Below are 18,834 nucleotides of genomic sequence, written 5' to 3'. Positions count from 1 at the left end.
CGCAGGCGCCGCAGGTGGTGCACGACCACAGGACTTCGGGGTCGATGATGCCGTTGACGTCCTCGCCACCGACCAGCGGACGCTCCGCCTCGGCCTTGGCCTCGGCCGAGATCTTCGCCAGCGCCGCCTCGTTCGGCTTGCCCTCGGCGTCGACCAGGCCGATCTCGTCGCCGCCCATGTCCTTGCGGCCGCCGGCCAGCAGGTACGGCGCCTTGGCGTAGCCGTGGTCGCGCAGCGACATGATCAGCAGCTTGGGCGAGAGCGGCTTACCGGTGTTCCAGGCCGGGCACTGGGACTGGCAGCGGCCGCACTCGGTACAGGTGGTGAAGTCGAGAATGCCCTTCCAGGAGAAGTCCTCGAACTTGCCCGCGCCGAAGACGGCGTCCTCGCCCAGGTCTTCCACGGCTTCCAGGTCGACGGGCTGGCCGGCGACCATCAGCGGCTTGGCCGCGCCGAGGGCGACGCCGCCGTCGTCCTCACGCTTGAAGTAGATGTTGGGGAACGCCGAGAAGCGGTGCCAGGCCACGCCCCAGGTGATGTTGCGGCCGACCAGGAACAGGAACAGCGCGCCGGAGAGCAGCTTGATCAGCGCGAAGATCGACACCATGACCGGGCTGGCGGGCAGCAGCTTCGCGACCTGCTGGGTGAAGAAGTCCGACCAGGTGTGGGATTCGCCGTAGGTCGCGATCTTGCCGGCCTTCACGAACACCATGCCCAGGCCCTCGACGAGGACGATGGATTCGATTACGTAGGCGGGGCCGAACTTCGATCCGCTGAAACGCGACAGCCGTTCGGGCACGCGCGGGTGGTTCAGCTGGCGGATGGCGATCAGCGTCAGAATGCCGACGACCGTTCCGATGCCGAGGATTTCGTCCACCAGGTGGTAGATGCCCCAGCTGCCGATGATCGGCCAGTGGAAGTGCGGGTCGATCGCCTGACCGTAGGCCTCGAACCAGAGAATGAATCCGGCGAGGAAGCCGATCATGACCAGCCAGTGCGCCCAGCCGACGGTGCGGAATTTGTTCATGCGCGTGTGCGCGAGGAACTCCACCATCATCTGCTTGAAGCGGGGGAAGAACGGTCGCCACCGATCCGGCGCGCTCTGGCCGACCATGACCGTGCGCGCGATCTTGCGGACGCCGTCGATGAACGACGCCCAGCACAGGAGGGTGAGCGCCGCCCCGATCACGCCCAGCGTCACTGTCAGGGCATTCATGTCGCGACCTTTCTTTCGAGGCAACACGAGCGGTCGTGGCCACCTGTCGACCACGGTTGGCTCGTATCGTAACCGCCAGTAAGTTACCCACCGGTAACTTATGAGACTCATTGTAGGATCGCCAGTTGGGCCGTGCCCCCTCTTACTGGGGCTTGACCTGCAAATCGCCTGTGAGCAACTTCACTCGATCGATACCCATCCCTCGTGGGTCCGGGCGATTCATCACGGTAAACGTCGACACACGGCCCCCGGCCGGTAAGGACAGGCTTAGTACTTCGGGTTGTATCGACTCGTAGCGGAAATGAGTTGATTACGTAACGGATCTCGCATCTTTGCTGCGATTGGATTACGCTCGGCTCGTTCTGTTCGCACAAGCCTGCCTTCACACTGCTCGGGGAGAATCCGCAAGGGCCCAACCACCTTTCGGATTGAAGAGCGATCTCGCGTGACGGAGGTACCGGCCTGCGGACAACCCTGATGAAGGATGGAAACTGAATGAACTTCCGCAGAACCACCGCGGCAGCCGCGTTGGTCATCGGTGCGATGACCGTCGGTATGGGGACGACACACGCTGAGCCGACGGCGCCGGCGCCGACCGAGCTCAAGTACTCGGTCAAGCTGGTGGACAAGACCATCGTCACGAAGCTGAGTGGCGGCAAGTTCGAGCTCTCGACTCTCGAAGAGCCGGCTGCGGATCCGGCCGACAAGCCCAAGATCACCGAGATCGCCGAGCTCAAGGACGACACCGGCAATGTGGTGATGAGCCTGCCGCTGACGTTCAACATCGCGGGCGTCCAGGTTCCGGTCAAGCCGGTCCTCAAGGACGACGCCCGGGTGCTCGAGATGACGCCGGAGCAGCTGACACCCGAGCAGCAGACCACCATCAAGGCGCAGCCGGTCAACGCCGTGCAGCTCAAGCAGGTGGCCTCGCCGATCGAGAACCAGCGTGCGATGAACGAATTCACCACGCAGTTCGGCCTGGCCACCGCGGTCGGCGGCTTCGTCGGCACCGCGGTCGGCGCGATCATCGGCGGCGGCATCGGCATCGCGATCGGTGCGATCCAGTGCGCGACCGTCGTCCTGTGCATCGCGGCCATCCCGACCTTCGCCGCGCTCGCCGGCATCGGCGGCGTGCTGGGCACGATCGCCTTCGGCGCTCCGGCCCTCGGCATCGCGGGTATGGACCTGCTGAACACCATGAACGCCGCTCCGGGCACCAGCAAGTGGAGCGATCAGAACATGAACGGCAACCAGCCGAAGTAATTTCGCGAGGCTGCGCTCGGCCCGCTTCCCCACCGGGGAGGCGGGCCGATTCGCGTTGCGGCGCTCTCAGTCCGGCAGCGTGACGGTGCCCTGGAACCCGGCCTCCCCGGCCCGGCGGCCCAGCCGCCCGAAGGACCGCTCCACCATCTCGAAGGTCCCGTCCTCGCGGACCAGCAGCACCGTGCTCGCCCGGGTGCCGTGCACCAGGTGCGCGACGAACCGGGCCGAGACCGCGCGCTCGAACGGCAGCTCGATCCCGGTGTCGGGCAACTGATCGTCGGGCGCCTCGGTCCGATCGGCCAGCACCTCGAAATACCGGTGCACCGCGCCCGGATCGGATTCCACCACCTTGCGCAACCCGTCCACGCCGTCGCGCACCTTCGGCCAGATCCGCTCGGGCGAGCGGAGTTCCGCGGCGGGGCCCGGGGCCGCCGAGGTGAGGAATCGGCCGTTGGACAGACCGTGGAAGCCGGGCGGCAATTCGCGCGGCGGCTGCGCACTGCGGTTGGAATGCCACCAGAGCGATCCGAGATCCGAGGCCACCACGTGGTATCCGTTGTAGTCGTCCGGGCCCGCAGCGACGCTCTGAAGGTACTTTCCGGGGCCGCCACGATCTTGGTCCCCGAGGTAGTCCAGCAGCAGCGCACCGCGCGAGCGCGCCTCGGGCCGTTCGTCGCACGGATTGCGCACGTTCGTCACCGCCGCGAACCGGTTCGTGCCGGTCGCCAGCCCGAGCCAGGTGCCGATCCGCCCGCGCGCGCCCAGATCGCGCCCGGCCAGCAATCCCGGCGTCTCCGGCCACCACCGCATCGACTCGGTGGGCCGGACATAGAACTCGTCCCGGTTGGCGGCGACGATCAACCGGTACTCCGGATGCGCGCGCCAGCCGAGCAACACCAAACACATGTCTTCAGAGTGCCCCAACAATGCGAAAAGGCCGACAGCTGCCCGCTGTCGGCCTTTTCACAGGGCTGTCAGTTGGTGTTGATCCGCAGGCCCGGGTTGTCGGAGAGCACCACGCTCAGCGGCTGCGCGAACAGCTGCGGCGTATTGCCGGTGAGTAGGCCGAGCAGGTTGGGGATCTCGCAGATCGGGTAGTCGGCGACCGAGGAGGCGCTGGAGATGCCGAGCGCGAGCCGGCCGCTCACGATCGGGCCGCCGCTGTCACCGGGCAGGGCGCAGATGTTGGCGGAGAAGCTCTGGGTGAGCTCCCGGTCGCCGACCTGCACAGTCTGATCGATGCCGTTGACCACGCCGCAGCTGAAGCCGGTGCGCGAACCGGACTTGCAGACCGGGGCGCCGACGACCGGGGTGGCCACGCCCTCGAGCACGATCGGCGCGCCGCCGGAGCGGACGCCGCTGTTGTCGAACCGGCCCCGGTGCTGGTCGGCGATCTTCACGATGGAGTAATCCTGGCTGCCCAGCACCGACTTCTGGAAGGAGCCGAGCTGCTGGCCGAGCTTCTCGCCGCCGATCAGCTCGTGCACTGCGGTGGGGGCGTCCAGGGCCGGGTTGCAGTGGCCGGCCGTGATGTTGACGGTGTTGCCCGCGCGGTCCACACCGTTGAAGCCGAAGGAGCAGCGCAGCGAGGAGCGGCCCGCGACGGAGGCGAAGCCGTCGCCGCCGGTGAGCGAGCCGCGGTTGATCTCGCCCGCGACCGGGGCGGCCGCCGGCAGCTGCTCGGCGGCGATCGGCGGGGCCATCACCAGCACCCGGGCCGGATCGACGAAGGCGGGCATCGAGATGCCGGCCTGATCCACCCGGACGGCGATGGTGTTGTTGACGGTGTCGATCACGACGCCGCGGATCAGCTTGGCGACCGCCTCGGGCTGGCCGTCCACCCAGCGCTCGAAAGCCGACTTCTCGCCGCGCAGCGCGGTTTCGCTCTTGGCGACCGCGCGCACCTCGAAGCCCGCGTCCTGCGCGGCCTTGCGGGCCTCGTCGGCGCCGGGGCCCTCGGTGAGCGCGACCACGGCCTGGCCGGCCTCGTTCAGCCAGGAGCCGCCGTAAACGGACGGGAACTGCCGCTGCGCGGTAGCCGCGAAACCGGCCAGCTGCTGGGACAGATCGGCCCGGCGCAGGTACTCCTCGGGGGAGATCTTCAGATCCCGCGTGACCGCGGCGATCAGCTCGGCGGGCAGTGCCGGAGCCGGGGCCGGTTCGGGTTCGGCATTCGCCATCGCCGCTGTCGGTGCGAACAGCAGAATCGCCGCCGAAGCGGCGATCGCGGATTTCGAACGGAACAATCCCAGACGTGGCAGACGCATGCCGAAACTATATGGGGTAACGACCGGGATCACTACTCCAAAGATGCTGTTTCGGCGAACTACCGAATTCGCGTCAGCCGGCGTTGGGCCGGGTCCGCACGGTGATCCCACTGCCCAGACCGCCGCCCGCGGAAGCATCGATGTCGGCCAGGATCGCCCGGATCGGGATGCCCAGCGTCGCGGTGCCGCCGTAGGGCGCCAGCGCGGTGTTGGCCTCGTCGCAGCTCGGGGCGTCGGCGGCGTTGGAGCCGCTGGTGATGCCCAGCGCCAGCGTGCCGGAGACGATCGCACCGCCGCTGTCGCCGCCCAGGGTGCAGGCGGAGCTGGCGAAGCCGCGCACGATCCGGCTCACGCCGTCGGCGGTGTAGAGCTGGGTCTCGACCCGGTCGGCCACCACGAACCCGCAGGTGAAGGTGGAGGACTGGCCGGACTTGCAGATCGGCGCGCCGGTGATCGGCTCGGCGGTGCCGGTGATGGTCAGGGTGGTGCCGTTGGCGCCGCGCACCGAGGGCTGATCCATGCCCGAGCGCACCGCGCGGTCCGACAGCTTGATCACCGAGTAGTCCAGGCCGGTGTCGCCGCCGACCTTGGCGGCCACGAAGGTGCCCAGCTCGGGGCTGGCGGGGATGTCCTTGATGTTCGGGTAGTACACCGTGGCGGTCTGATCCGGCTTGCCCAGATTCGGATCACAGTGGCCCGCACTGATGTTGAGCGCGTTGCCGGCCGCGTCGACGCTGTTGAAGCCGAACGAGCAGACGTCGACGCCCGCCAGCGAGGTGTCGCTGAGCGCCGTGGGGGCGCTGATGTAGGTGTCGCCGCCCATCGGCCGGCGCTCGACCGGACCGCCGCCGCCGGGCGAGAGGATGACCTTCACGTTGGCGATCAGCGTGGGCAGGTTCAGCGCGTGGCCGACGGTGGTGTTGGCGACGCTGAGCACCAGCTGGCTGTTCAGGAAGTCGATGGCGACGGAGTTGATCGCGTCGGACAGGCTCATCGGCAGCGTGCCGATCCACTGGTTCACCTGCGTCAGCGAGGTTTCCAGCTTGGCGGCCGAGATCGGGGCCATGTGGGTCTGGTAGCCGTCGTCGGCGGCCAGCTTCGCGGCGTCCGGAGAGGTCACGGCGACAACGGGTTTGCCGTCGGCGCCGATCCACGCGCCCGCGTAGGTGTCGGGCTGGGCGGCGCGGAAATCGCGGGCGTAGGCGCTGAGCTGCTGGGCCTTGGCGGCGCGCTCCAGATACTGGGCCGGCGAGATCTTCAGGTCGCGCTCGATGGCCTGCGCCAGTTCGGCGGGCAGGTTCTCGGCGGTCAACTGCGCGGGCTCGGCCGGTTCCGCCGAGGCGGGGTTGGCGGCGAGCACGGGGGCGAGGAAAACGGTCGTGGCCGCGCCGATCGAGGCTGCCTTGACCGCGGCGCGACGCGCCACCAACTTGCGCATGAAGTCCCTTCGTAGGCACAGGTGTGCCAGCTACATCCGTGCACCAGATCCGTTGGCGCGCAGTCTTCCCAGCAACGGACCGAAGTTCCGCTATCTTTCCGGCAACACCGGTCAGCGGATCACTTTAAGGCACAAACCCCGGTTGGTCGCTAGTGAATCGAATGATTCAGTTCGGGACCGGTATCACGAAGGTCGGCGGGGTCCAATCGTTCTGCGGCGGTTCCCACGCCGGGGGCGCTTGGAAGCCGGGACGCGTGGTGGTGGTGCGCCGCGTGGTGGTGGGAGTCGTGGTCGGCGGTTCGGTGGTGGTCGGCTCCGCCGTGGTGGTCGGCGGCGGCGCGGTGGTCGTCGGTTCCGGCGGCTCGGTGCTGGTGATGCTGATCGGCGGCTCGGTGGTCGGCGGCAGAACGGGCTGCGGCGTGGCGCTCGGCGTCACCGTCACCTGATCGGATTTCGCGTCGCGCTCCGGCGGCACCGCGGGGGTGTCGTCGCCGCGGAAGAGCAGCGCGACGCCGATGCCGCCCAGCACCAGACCGATCAGCGCCGCGGCCGCGATGAGCAACGGAATACGGCGGTCGCGGGCGGGCGGTGGCGCAGCGACGTCAGGTGCCGAATTGGCCAGCACCGCCGTCGGAGTCGGGGCGGGCAGCGGGGAGGCGGCCGGCATGGTGGCCGAATACGCCTGCGCCGTCGCGCCCGCGGACACCTGCGGGATGATGTCGGTGACCACGGTCGAGTTCTCGGCGTTGCCGGGATCCGGCGGGGTGGTGCCGGCCGGGGTGGCGAGCACCGCGGCCAGGGCGGCGCGCGCCGCGTCGTAGGCGAACGCCTTGTTCGGTTCGGCGGTGTCGATCGCGGGCAGATCCGCCTCGCTGACCAGCACCACCGAACGTAGGCCCAGATAGTCCAGGGCTTCGCGCAGGCCCTGCACATCCTGGAGGAGCCAGTGCGCGGGATGGGTGGCGTAGAACTCGGCGGGGCCGCTGAGGTGCTCGGCGGTGAGGTTGATCAGGCAGAACAGCGCGGTCGCGACCAGATCCTCGGCGCGATAGGCCTCGCCGTCGTCGACCGGGATGCCGGCCGGATCGCCGACCGAGCCGAGGAAGCCGCTGATGGAATGCGCGTTCGCCGGCGCGGGGCCACCGAGCACGGTGTCACCGTCGTCGGCCATGTGCAGGATCGACTCGCGGACGACGTACTGCAACTCACCGGCGTCGGTGACGATCGCTGCCGTACTTTCGTCCTGGGCGATCCGCAGGCCCACCCCAGTGGCCATCCCAAAACCTCGCTTCGATCTCGATCAACCCACGCCGCGCGCGAGCCGGGCGCCGCCGTCGGACACCACTCACACGGACAGCGAGCCCTGCTGGTGAGCCGCACACCCCATGGCGCGAAGCATCGACAATAACTCCGAGCGTGAGGTCGCACCGATCCGGCGTCGGATCCGGGCGACATGATGCTCCACCGTTTTGGCGGAAATGTATAGCCGTGCTCCGATCTCCCGGTAGGTCAGACCGAGCAGCACCAGCTCGGCGACCTCGCGTTCGCGTTCGCTCAGCACCGCCTCGGCCTCGATGACGGGCGTGGGTTCGGCGCCCGGGCGGCCGTGCGCCGGCGGCGGGGCCGGCGGTTGCTGCGGACGCAGGGTGGAGCGCGCGGCGCGAGCCAGCTCGCCGAGCGCCGCGGAGGTGATCGCGTCCGCCGCGGCGGCCGTCGCGGACGCCGCGGCGAGCTGCGCCGCCTCGCGGGCCAGGCCGAAGTCGCGCAATCCGGCGACGGCGGCCTCGGCCCGGGTGGCAACGATCTGCTTGCGCAGGACCGAGGTCCAGGCACGCGCGGCCAGCGCGAGCACGCCCGCGTGCCGGTCGCCGGTGGCGGCCGCGGCGTCGAGCGGGCGGGACGCCGCGAGCAACCGCTCCGGATTGTGCGCCGCGATCGCGGCCTGCACGGCGTACCAGTGGAAGATGTTGGCCCAGCCGGGCGGCTGGCGCAGGCGCCGCAGCAGCGCGTGCGCGGCCTCGACGAGCGGAGCGATGCGGCGTTCCTCGTGCAGCAGCACGCCCGCTGTCCAGAGCTCCCCGATCGGCAGCATGGTGAGCAGGTCGGCGTCGACCGCGTCGAACAGCGGGCAGGCGGCCTGCCAGGCACGGGCGAGCGCGGCGTGGTCACCGGCCCGGCGGGCCAGCCCGACCACCACGCCGTGCGCGAGCAGCCGGTCCCGGATGTCGAGCCGGTCCCAGTTCAGCGTGGCCGCCGTGGCCGCCGCGCCCTGCTCGTCGCCGTCCAGCAGCGCCGCCCAGGCGGAGAGCACCTGCAGTTGATGACAGCGCAGGCCGCCGGCGGTGGCCCGCTGCAATGCGTCGGCGGCGCGCTGCGGCGCGCCGGTGCTCAGGCAGAGCAGGGCCGCGATCGACACCGCGGTGCAGGGCAGGAAGACATCCGGGCCGGACCCGCTGTCGGCGGCCTGCACGAGTGCGGAAACCGCGGCGGCGGTGCGGATTTCGGTCTCGGACTCGGCCAGGGTGTCGGCCAGCGCGACGGCGATGAGCCGGGCCTGGGCACCGGCCTCGGTCGGCGGCCACTGCGGCGCGGATTCGGCCAGCTTCGCCGCGGCGGCGGTATTGCCGGCGAGATAGTGCACGGTCGCGCCGACCGCCCAGTCCGCGCCGGTGCGGTCCGGGCCGAGCCAGGTGTAGAGCTGGGCGGCCCGGCCGGTGAGCCCGCGCCGGGCCAGCACAGCCGAGCAGATGCGCACGGCGTCGGCGAGGTCGGTCCCGGAGCTGCCGGTGCGGGCCAGCATCGGCTCGGCCAGGCGCATCGCGGTCTCGCCGTCGCCGGTCTGCGCGGCCGCCTCGGCCCAGCGCAGCGCCATCCGGTTCAGATCGGCGCCGGCCGCGGCCGCGGCGGCGTAGTAGCGCACCGCCTCGCGGCCCGCGTTTTCGGCTGCGGTGCAGAGGAATTCGGCCAGGTCCGGGTCGCGGACACCGGATTCGGCGACCAGCAGGGCGGTGTGGTCGCGTAGGAGCCCGGCTTCCAGCCGCGCGGCGAACAGCCGCCGCTGCACCGCGAGGTAGCGGTGGTCACCGAGCAGCGTGCGCAGCGGCCCGATGGCCGGGGCGAGCAGCAGATCGGCGTCGGTGACCAGGGCGGTGGCCCGGGCTCTGTCGATCAGCGCCTGGGCGTCGGCCGTTTCCACGCCCAGCACCGCGGTCAGCTCGCTGGAATCCAGACCGGTGCCGGTGGTGGCGACCGCCAGGGTTTCCAGCAGGTCGGGGGCGAGATCGTCGAGCTGGGCGCGGGCCCAGTCGGTGACGGCCGCGTCCACCGCCGCGATGCCGGCGTCCAGGCGCGCCGAGCAGGCCGCGGCCAGCGCGGTGACCACCCCGCCGCGGATTCCGCCGGTCTGCTGGTGCAGGTGCTGTGCCACGTGGCGCGGCACCGTCATCCCCAGTTCGCGGGCGAACGGGCCGATGTCGGCGACGCCGAGCGGGCGCAGGTCCAAAACCCGGCCGCGCCGCGAGACCGCGTCGGCGAGCGCGCGCAGGTCCGGATCGTGCGGGCGCGGCTGCACCGTGACGATGATGGTGCAGCGCCCGGATTCGATGAATCCGCACAGGGATCGGAGATCCTGTGGGCTCAAGGTGTGCGCGTTGTCGATCAGCAGGGCCGGGCGCGGGCCCTCCGGATGACTTTCCGGGCACGGGTGACAGACCGTGTCGCACAGCGGAATTCCCTGTTCGTGCAGGCGCGTCCGCACCGCCGCGAGCAGCGTGGACTTCCCCGTCCCCGAGCGGCCGCGGATGAGGGCGACGACCGGCGCGTGCGTGCTGCGGCGCGCGGCGGCGGAATCCAACTCCCGGAAGATGTCTCGCGCACACGGCATGGTGTCGAATGCAGTGTCAGGCACGGGCAGCTCCGATCATGTTTGCCAGTTCATAGCTTATCGACGCGTGATCGACTCTGTCACCGGTTGCGCAGTGGCGCAACAGATCCGGGGCGCGCAGCGGCCTTGCGGCCGGGCAGTACCGGGCCCCGGTATCGCCGATAATCCCCCATGCCGCCGTAGCGGCCGAATTCGACGCTGCGACAGTGCCGCCGAGCGTCAGACGCTGTGTCATTGGTGAACCTCGTTCGAAACCGGGTGCCCCGGCAATGCTGGTCTTGACAATCCGCAATCGCGGAATTCGGGTCCGGAAAGACCCACCCGTAGTGTCGGTTGCTGGCAAACCGCCGTTACCGCGAAACGCCGATTCAATTGTCTACGATGATTCGACGCGGCGCGCGGCGCGGAGCCATTTGCGGTGCGCGAAAGTCGCGGAGCGTGCGCTCGGCGCGCCTCGTAGACCCGGCGAAGGCCGGGATCCAGTCGCCAACATGCGGATAGTCGTCACCCGCTTGGATCCCGACCTTCGCCGGGACGGCGAGACGCCGCCCGGTCCAGGGCATTTCCGCTCAGAACAGCGGATCGTGCCGGATGTTCTTGGTCTGCGTGCCCGCCGCCATCAGGCGGAACTTGGTGGTCTGCACCATCGACGGCGAGCCGACGATCTGCACGTCGCGGTCCGCCCAGGGGCCGAAACTCGCGACCACCTTGCCGATCTGACCCGTCATGCGCGGCTCCAAACCCGGCAGGTGCGGATCCGGCTCGCCGGAGTCGACGTGCCACCACGGGTTGTCCTCGTATTCGGCGACCGGGGTGACGGTGAGCCATTTGTTCGCGGTGGCGAGCGTGCTCAGCGTCTCGAGGTCGTAGAGATCGCACGGGTGGTGCCCGCCGACGAACAGGTGCACCTTCGGGTTGGTGCGGCGCTGGGCCATCTGCAGCAGTTGGGCGCGCAGCGGCGCGATGCCGGTGCCGCAGCCGATCATCAGCATCTTGCGCTTGGTGTTGCGGGGGACGCCGAGCCCGCCGAGCGGCGAGCCGAGCAGCCATTTGTCGCCCACCTCGGTGTGGTTGACCATGGCCGGGCTGACCCACCCGCCGAGGACGCCGCGGATGTGGAATTCGATCTCGCCGTTGGCATTCGCGGGGACCGACGGCGAGAGGTAGCGCCACATCCGCGGCCGCGCCGGGACCTGCACACTGATGTACTGCCCGGCGGCGTATCGGATCGGCTGGTCCAGCTGGAGCCGGACGACGGCCAGATTGTGCAGGACCATGCGCCGCTCCAGCACGGTGCCGGTCCACACCGCCGGCGTCGTTTCCTTGGCGGCGGCGCCGATCATGGTGTCGGCGATCAGCGTCAGGCCCTCGTCCCAGGCCCGGTCCACCTCGTCGGTCCACATCTCGTTGCCGGCGAAGCGGCTCATCGCCGTCTTCAGGGCGTGTGCCACGGCCTGGTAATGCTCGTCGCGCACACCGTATTTGCGGTGGTCACGGCCGAGCTGGGCCAGGAAGGGGAGCAGCTTGTTCGGTTCTTCCAGGCGGTCCAGGGTGTAGGAGATGGCCCGCACCAGACGGTCGCGCTGGGAATCCATGGCCGCGGGGAAGAAATCGCGGGTCTGCGGATACTCGGTGAACAAGATCGAATAGAACGAGCGGGATAGTTTCTCGGGGCCGCTCTCCTCCGCAGCAACCGCCTTGAACGTGGTTCTGATCAAAGCGACAGTCCGCGAATCCATATGCGTCACAACCCCATTCCGCGCTCGAACACAGACCGTGCAGGCGAGTGAAAGTAGTGTGGGTCACTCGACAGCAGCCGATGATTGGAGTGTAGGGGAGGTTTGCCAGCAACGGAATCATTCGTATAAACATCACGCGTGTAATTCCTCGAAAACGAGGACGTGTAATGAGAAAGTCCTTGGAAACCAACTGGTATTCAATCTTTGGACGAGAAATCGGCCAGTCTCTCGTTGAATTCGCAGGACCCGATTTGGATGATTCGCCCGGTTCGTCGCTGTCGGGCGATCATGTGGCAACAGCGCGTATATCCTCAGTTACCTTGCCTGGCAACCGATCCGCATCCCGTCACCTGGGCGGAGTCGAAATTCGCCGGACGATCCGACAATCCGCGCGCGCCAGCAAACATCGCTAGTGGACAGCAAACCTGGCGTTCGGTCGGCTATCTTTCGCGCATAACGCAAACGGGCCCCGGAACCCGGCTCGCCGCGTGGCGAGCCGAGCCCCGGGGCCCGTGGTGTTGCTGACTATCTGCTGGCGGCCCAGCTACCGCTGATGCCGCGGCTTCCAGACCACCAGCGCCGTACTGCGTTGCGGCGGAGCGAAGTCGGGCCGATAGCCCGCGCGCATCCGCTCCAGCTCGGCGGCCAGCTCGCCCACCCGCTGCTGCAACTCTTCGACCTGGTTGGTCAATTCGATGATCCGTTTGATCCCCGCCAGATTGACGCCCTCGTCCTGGGACAACCGCTGCACCTCGCGCAGCAGCTCGACATCCCGGGACGAGTAGCGCCGGCCGCCACCCGAAGTGCGTTGTGGCGTCACCAGACCCAGGCGGTCATACGTGCGCAGGGTCTGCGCGTGCATGCCCGCCAGCTGAGCGGCCACCGAGATCATGAAGAACTCGGTACGCGACGCCCCGGAGCCCGGCGCGTTCTTCGGATTGTGGGACATCAGGAACCTGCCCATCCTGCACGTGGATCGAAACCGCTGGCCTTCTCCGCCGCCTGATAGCGCTCCAGCGCCTGCTTGGCCTCGTCGTCCAGCTTCTGTGGAACCGCGACCTTGACGGTGACCAGCAAGTCACCGGCGCCGCCGCCGCGCTTGGGCACCCCGCGCTCGCGCACCCGCAGGATGCGGCCATCGGCGGTGCCCGGCGGCACCTTCACCCCGACACGACCCTCCAGCGTAGGCACGGAAACCGTTGTGCCCAGCACCAACTCACTGTAACTGACCGGCAGCACCAGGGTCAGGTCGTCGCCGTTGCGGCCGAACACCTTGTCCTGGCTGACGTGCACCGTCACGAACAGATCGCCCGAGGGCGCGCCCCGCAGGCCCGCCTCGCCCTGCCCGGCCAGCCGGATCTTCTGCCCGTCACTGACGCCCGGCGGGATCCGGACCGTGATCGTGCGCGTGCGGTTCTGGATACCGCTGCCGTGGCAGTCGACGCACGGGTCGTCGATGATCGACCCCGAACCCCGGCAGTCGTCGCACGGCTCGCTGAACCCGAACGCGCCCTGGTTCCGGCTGATGATGCCGGTGCCGTTGCAGTTCGGGCAGACCCGGGGACTGGTCCCCGGCTTCGCGCCGCTGCCGTGACACGTGGTGCACGGTGACGGACTGGTCATCCGCAGCGGAACGGTGACACCCTGGGCCGCCTCGCGGAAACCGAGGGTCGTCTCGGTCTCCACATCGGAGCCGCGCCGCGGCCGGCTGGTGGGCCGCTGCCCGCCGGTCCGGTTGAACAGACCGCCGAACAGATCGCCGAGCCCGCCGTCGGCGCCGCCACCGGCCGCGCCGAAGATGTCGCCGATGTTGAAGTCCTGCGAGAAACCGCCCGAGGCACCGGGATTGAACCCGCCGCCCCGGCCGTACCCGCCGCCCGCGAACAGCCGGCGGGTCTCGTCGTACTCCTTGCGCTTGGCCGGATCCGACAGCACGGCGTGCGCCTCGCTGACGGACTTGAACTTCTCCTCGGCCTTGGTGTCGCCGGGGTTGGCGTCCGGGTGCAGGTCACGAGCCAGCTTGCGGTAGGCCTTCTTGATCTCGTCCTGCGTGGCGCTGGAGGAGACGCCCAGCTCCTTGTAGAAGTCTTTCTCGATCCACTCCCGTTGGCTCACCGTACGTCTCCTCCTCTCCCTGATTCGCGGGACTCGCTACGCCCTTCATGGTCACGCTGCGCTACCGCCTCCGGGCGCTGAGCTCGCCCCGCGGTCGCTCTAGTCGTTATCGGTTTCGGCATCAGCATCCGATGCCTCTGTCTCTGCCACCGGCTCGGCGGCCGCGGCCACCGGATCGGTTACCCCGACGAGCGCGTGCCGAAGCACCCGATCGCCGAAGCGGTAGCCCTTGCGCATGACGAGCCCGATCACCGGATCGTGGCCGGAGCCCTCGTGCTGCACGGCTTCGTGCAGCGTCGGGTCGAAGGGCTCGCCCTCGACGCCGAACTCCTCGAGGCCCTGCTTCTGCAGTGCGCCGGCGAGCTTGTCGGCCACCGCCTTGAGCGGGCCCTCCAGGTCGCCGTGCGCCCGGGCGCGATCCAGATCGTCGAGGACACCGAGCAATTCGGTGACCACGGCGGCCTTGGCGCCATCGATGGCGGCCTTGCGGTCGCGATCGACCCGGCGCCGGTAGTTGGCGTACTCCGCGGTCAGCCGCTGCAGATCGGCGGTGCGCTCGGCGAGTTCGATGCCGATGGTGTCGGCGACCTCCTCGACGACCTCGTGCGCGTCACCGGCGCCGTTCCCGGCCGCGGCCTCCTCGGCCACGACCGGTTCCCGCACCTCACCCGTCTCGGGATCGATCTTTCGCTTGTCCACGAAGGTAACCGGCTCCTGCTCCGAGTTCCCCTGAGTCACTTCTTCTCCGTGTCGATCGGATCGTCGACGACCTCGGCATCCACCACCTGATCGTCATCGGCCTGAGCGGAAGAGCCGTTGCCCGAGGCGGCGGCGTCGGCGGCCTGCGATTCGTAGATCGCCTGGCCGAGCGCCTGCGACTCGGTCGCCAGCTTCTCCACGGCGGCCTTCACGGCGGCGATGTCGGTGCCCTTGAGCGCCTCGTTCGCCTCGGCGATGGCGGCCTCGACCTTGGACTTGACCTCGCCGGAGACCTTGTCCTCGTTGTCCTTGATGAACTTCTCGGTCTGGTGCACCAGCGACTCGGCCTGGTTGCGGGTCTCGGCCTCCTCGCGGCGGGCCTTGTCCTCGGCGGCGTGCGCCTCGGCGTCCTTGACCATCCGGTCGATCTCTTCCTTGGACAGGCCGGAGCCGTCCTGGATCTTGATCTTGTTTTCCTTGCCGGTGCCCTTGTCCTTGGCGGTCACGTGCACGATGCCGTTGGCGTCGATGTCGAAGGTGACCTCGATCTGCGGCACGCCGCGCGGGGCCGGCGGCAGGCCGGTCAGCTCGAAGGAGCCGAGCAGCTTGTTGTGCGAGGCGATTTCGCGCTCGCCCTGGAACACCTGGATCTGCACCGAGGGCTGGTTGTCGTCGGCCGTGGTGAAGGTCTCCGAGCGCTTGGTCGGAATGGTGGTGTTGCGCTCGATGAGCTTGGTCATCACGCCGCCCTTGGTCTCGATGCCCAGCGACAGCGGGGTGACATCGAGCAGCAGGACGTCCTTGACCTCGCCCTTGAGCACACCGGCCTGCAGTGCGGCGCCGACGGCGACGACCTCGTCCGGGTTCACGCCCTTGTTCGGCTCGCGGCCGCCGGTCAGTTCCTTGACCAGCTCGGAGACGGCGGGCATACGGGTGGAGCCACCGACCAGCACGACGTGATCGATATCGGCCACGTTGATGCCGGCGTCCTTGATGACCTGCTGGAACGGCGCACGGGTGCGGTCGAGCAGATCGGAGGTGATCTTCTGGAACTCCGAGCGGGTCAGCTGCTCGTCGAGGAACAGCGGGTTCTTGTCCGCGTCGACGGTGATGTAGGGCAGGTTGATCGAGGTGCTCTGCGAGGAGCTGAGCTCGATCTTGGCCTTTTCGGCGGCTTCGCGCAGCCGCTGCAGGGCCATCTTGTCCTTGGTCAGGTCGATGCCGGCCGAGGCCTTGAACTTGTCGACCAGCCAGGTCACGACGCGCTCGTCCCAGTCGTCGCCACCGAGGTGGTTGTCGCCGGAGGTGGCGCGGACCTCGACGACGCCCTCGCCGATTTCCAGCAGCGAGACGTCGAAGGTGCCGCCACCGAGGTCGAAGACCAGGATGGTCTGTTCCTTGTCGCCCTTGTCCAGGCCGTAGGCCAGCGCGGCCGCGGTCGGCTCGTTGACGATGCGGAGCACGTTCAGGCCCGCGATCTGGCCGGCCTCCTTGGTGGCCTGGCGCTGGGCGTCCTCGAAGTAGGCGGGGACGGTGATGACCGCGTCGGTGATCTCCTCACCGAGGTAGGCCTCGGCGTCGCGCTTCAGCTTCATCAGCGTGCGCGCGGAGATTTCCTGCGGCGTGTACTTCTTGCCGTCGATCTCGGTGGTCCAGTCGGTGCCGATGTGGCGCTTGACCGAGCGGATGGTGCGGTCGACGTTGGTGACCGCCTGGTTCTTGGCGGGCTGGCCGACCAGAACCTCACCGTTCTTCGCGAACGCGACGACGGACGGGGTGGTGCGCGATCCTTCGGAGTTCGCGACGACAACGGGCTCGCCGCCTTCGAGAACGGCGACGACCGAGTTCGTGGTCCCGAGGTCGATTCCGACCGCACGAGCCATGGTGGTTCCTCCTAGTTGACGTATTACTTGTCGGTGCCGGGCGCGGGGTTGGCGGCTCCAGACACCTTTCGCGGAGCACGGTCCCAGCAACGCTGAGCGTGGTCGGCTCAATCCTGCCCTCGGCTCGGCCGGGAGTCAACTGAGACTTGAGTCGCACACGCTCAACATCTAGATCTGCTCAACCGGCGGCCTGCGCGATCTATTCCCAGATCCCGGCGGACGCCCTTCGCCATTGTCGTCAGGCAGGCGGCACCCGGCCACGATGTAGCCGGTTCGTAATGGAAATAGACCGAATGGTCCGGTCTACTGCAGGCCCTCGAACTGGATGCGCTCGGCCGGCGTACCAGTCTCGAGCAGCCGGTTCACCGTGGCGTGCACCATCGCCGGCGAGCCGCAGACCAGCACCTGGTGCCGATCGAAGGCGCCGTGCGTGCCGATCACCTCGGCCAGCGTGCCCTGCAGCAGATCCTCGGGACCGAAGCCGATGTCGACCCGGGAGTGCTCGTACCAGTCGTCGGTCCAGCCCGGATCCTCGACGCTGTCGACCACGGGCACCACCGTCAGCCAGGGCAGTTCCGCGGCCAGCAGCACCAGCATGTCCCCGGCGTAGAGATCGCGCGGGCTGTGGCCGCCGAAGAACAGATAGGTGGGCGGCGGCTCCGCGTGCCGGGCCAGCTCCAGGATCTGCGAGCGCATCGGCGCCAAACCGGTGCCGCCCGCGATCATGACCACCTCGTCGCCATCCGGATCCACCTGGAACATGCCCGCGGGCGCGGTGATTCGCCACTCGTCACCCGGCTGCGTCTCGGTGACCAGCGTGCTGCTGAGCCAGCCGCCCGGCACCGTGCGCACGTGGAATTCCAGCTTCCCGTCCAGCGAGGGCGGCAGCGCGGGGGACAGCCGCCGCCGCACCTCCGGATGCTGGGGCACCCGGACCTCCACCGACTGGCCCGCGGTGAACGGCACGAACTCGCCGATCAGCCGGATGACGGCCAGGTCGTGCCGGAGCCGGTGATGCCCGACGACCGTGGCCGTCCACTCTGGGGACGCGATGCGGCTGGGATCGATCTCCAAGGATGTCTCGCTTACACAGGATCGGAGGTGATGATGTGCTCGGGGGTGCCGACGGAAATCAGGGCGCGGCGGGTGTCGGCGATCATGCGCGCCGAACCGGCGATCTGGATCTGCCGGTCCGCCCATGCGCCGAAGCTCGCGACCACCGCGCCGAGATTGCCGGTCAGCCTGCGGTGCATGCCGTAGGGCTCCTCGGCGGGCGGGTGCGGGAACCACCACGGATTGGTCTTCTCCTCGCAGACCGGGACGATGGTGAGCCACGGATTGCTCTGCGAGAGCTGCCACATGTTCTCCACGTCGTAGAGATCGCAGGGGTAGTGGCCGCCGATGAAGAAGTGCACGCGCGGGTTCACCCCGCGCTGGCCCATCTCGATGAGCTGGGCGCGCAGCGGCGCGATGCCGGTGCCCGCGCCGATCAGCAGCACGTCGCGACCGCTCTCGCGGTCCACGTGTAAGCCGCCCAGCGGGCCGGCGATCTGCCAGCGGTCTCCGACCTTGGTCTCGTTGACGATGGCCGGGCTGACCCAGCCGCCGCGGATCTTGCGGACATGGAATTCGATCTCCCCGTACGGATTCGCCGGAATCGCGGGGGAGAGATAGCGCCACATCTTCGGGCGCTGCGGCACCGCGATCGGCACGTACTGCCCGGCCTGGTAGGGGATCGGGCTGTCGGATTGCAGCCGGACGATCGCCAGATCCTCCAGCACCCGCCGGTGCCCGACCACCGTCGCCTCCCAGAACGGTTGCGACTTATCGGAATTGGCGCCGATGGCCATGGACGCGGAGATCAGGATGGTGACGTCGCGCCAGCCCTCGTGCAGTTCCCGGTTCCAGCCGGGGCCGTTGTAGGACCGGAACGCCTGCAGCAGCGCGTGGCCCGCCGCGTCGTAGTGCGTGGCCTGGACGCCGTACTTGCGGTGGTCGCGGGCGAGCTGTTCGAGGAACTTCTGTGCTCGCTCCCAGTCCTCGAGGTGATCGATGACGAACTGGATCGCGGTGACCACCCGCTTGGCCTGCATGTCCATCGCGGGTGGGAACAGCTCTCGGAGCTGGGGGTTCTCGGCGAACAGAAAGCCGTAGAACGTGCTGATCAACCGCTCGGGTCCGTTCGGTGCGTCGGTCACCGAACGGAAGTTGGCGCGGACCAGCGCTGCTGAACGCGCATCCACGACGTGGAGCTTCCTTTCCCTCGTCTTGCCCAGGGACATACCCGCGGCCGTGTCGGAACCCAGTATCCAGGAAAAATCGACGGCCGTC

General features: G+C 68.7%; 14 protein-coding genes. 1 reads left to right on the top strand and 13 read right to left on the bottom strand.

What is annotated here, in order from left to right:
- A partial coding sequence (locus tag AB0I43_RS40060) for a (Fe-S)-binding protein (RefSeq protein WP_356981331.1) occupies positions 1-1,216 on the bottom strand: 1,216 nt, incomplete at its 3' end.
- A 495-nt stretch (positions 1,217-1,711) separates the two neighbouring features.
- Between AB0I43_RS40060 and AB0I43_RS40055 the strand changes: the two genes are divergently transcribed.
- Entirely contained in the window at positions 1,712-2,479 is a 768-nt protein-coding gene (locus tag AB0I43_RS40055) for a hypothetical protein (RefSeq protein ID WP_356981330.1), read from the top strand.
- Between the two features lie 66 nt (positions 2,480-2,545).
- On the opposite strand, the gene AB0I43_RS40050 is transcribed toward AB0I43_RS40055, so the two are convergent.
- The 12 genes from AB0I43_RS40050 to AB0I43_RS39995 all read right to left on the bottom strand — a co-directional run bounded on the left by AB0I43_RS40050 (position 2,546) and on the right by AB0I43_RS39995 (position 18,746).
- On the bottom strand, positions 2,546-3,385 hold the full coding sequence (locus AB0I43_RS40050) for an NRDE family protein (protein ID WP_356981329.1): 840 nt from the start codon (positions 3,383-3,385) through the stop codon (positions 2,546-2,548).
- Positions 3,386-3,453: 68 nt separating this feature from the next.
- Complete coding sequence (locus AB0I43_RS40045; protein ID WP_356981327.1) at positions 3,454-4,746, bottom strand: S1 family peptidase; 1,293 nt, start codon at positions 4,744-4,746, stop codon at positions 3,454-3,456.
- Between the two features lie 73 nt (positions 4,747-4,819).
- A complete protein-coding gene (locus AB0I43_RS40040; protein ID WP_356981326.1) occupies positions 4,820-6,184 on the bottom strand; it encodes a protease in 1,365 nt (454 codons plus the stop codon).
- A 166-nt stretch (positions 6,185-6,350) separates the two neighbouring features.
- Complete coding sequence (locus AB0I43_RS40035; protein ID WP_356981324.1) at positions 6,351-7,460, bottom strand: hypothetical protein; 1,110 nt, start codon at positions 7,458-7,460, stop codon at positions 6,351-6,353.
- Between the two features lie 69 nt (positions 7,461-7,529).
- Positions 7,530-10,091 (bottom strand): LuxR C-terminal-related transcriptional regulator, encoded by a 2,562-nt coding sequence (locus AB0I43_RS40030; RefSeq protein WP_356981322.1) that lies wholly within the window; start codon positions 10,089-10,091, stop codon positions 7,530-7,532.
- Positions 10,092-10,636: 545 nt separating this feature from the next.
- Positions 10,637-11,806 (bottom strand): globin domain-containing protein, encoded by a 1,170-nt coding sequence (locus tag AB0I43_RS40025; protein ID WP_356981320.1) that lies wholly within the window; start codon positions 11,804-11,806, stop codon positions 10,637-10,639.
- 544 nt (positions 11,807-12,350) lie between these two features.
- Positions 12,351-12,755: a helix-turn-helix transcriptional regulator gene (locus AB0I43_RS40020; protein ID WP_356981318.1), complete on the bottom strand. Its 405-nt coding sequence runs from the start codon at positions 12,753-12,755 to the stop codon at positions 12,351-12,353.
- Positions 12,755-13,921, bottom strand: a complete 1,167-nt coding sequence (gene dnaJ / locus AB0I43_RS40015; RefSeq protein ID WP_356981317.1) for a molecular chaperone DnaJ — start codon at positions 13,919-13,921, stop codon at positions 12,755-12,757. Before dnaJ ends, AB0I43_RS40020 begins: the two co-directional genes overlap by 1 nt.
- Positions 13,922-14,020: 99 nt before the next feature.
- Entirely contained in the window at positions 14,021-14,659 is a 639-nt protein-coding gene (gene grpE / locus AB0I43_RS40010) for a nucleotide exchange factor GrpE (RefSeq protein WP_356981315.1), read from the bottom strand.
- Entirely contained in the window at positions 14,656-16,503 is a 1,848-nt protein-coding gene (dnaK, locus tag AB0I43_RS40005) for a molecular chaperone DnaK (RefSeq protein WP_356981313.1), read from the bottom strand. The genes grpE and dnaK overlap by 4 nt, the downstream gene beginning before the upstream one ends.
- A 303-nt stretch (positions 16,504-16,806) precedes the next feature.
- A complete protein-coding gene (locus tag AB0I43_RS40000) occupies positions 16,807-17,577 on the bottom strand; it encodes an FAD-binding oxidoreductase (protein ID WP_356981312.1) in 771 nt (256 codons plus the stop codon).
- 11 nt (positions 17,578-17,588) lie between these two features.
- On the bottom strand, positions 17,589-18,746 hold the full coding sequence (locus AB0I43_RS39995; RefSeq protein ID WP_356981310.1) for a globin domain-containing protein: 1,158 nt from the start codon (positions 18,744-18,746) through the stop codon (positions 17,589-17,591).
- Between the last annotated feature and the right edge of the window lie 88 nt (positions 18,747-18,834).

Source organism: Nocardia sp. NPDC050435, from assembly GCF_040655395.1.
GTDB lineage: Bacteria > Actinomycetota > Actinomycetes > Mycobacteriales > Mycobacteriaceae > Nocardia.
The sequence above is the reverse complement of the archived record's forward strand: the minus strand, read 5'-3'. Positions and strand labels throughout refer to the sequence as shown.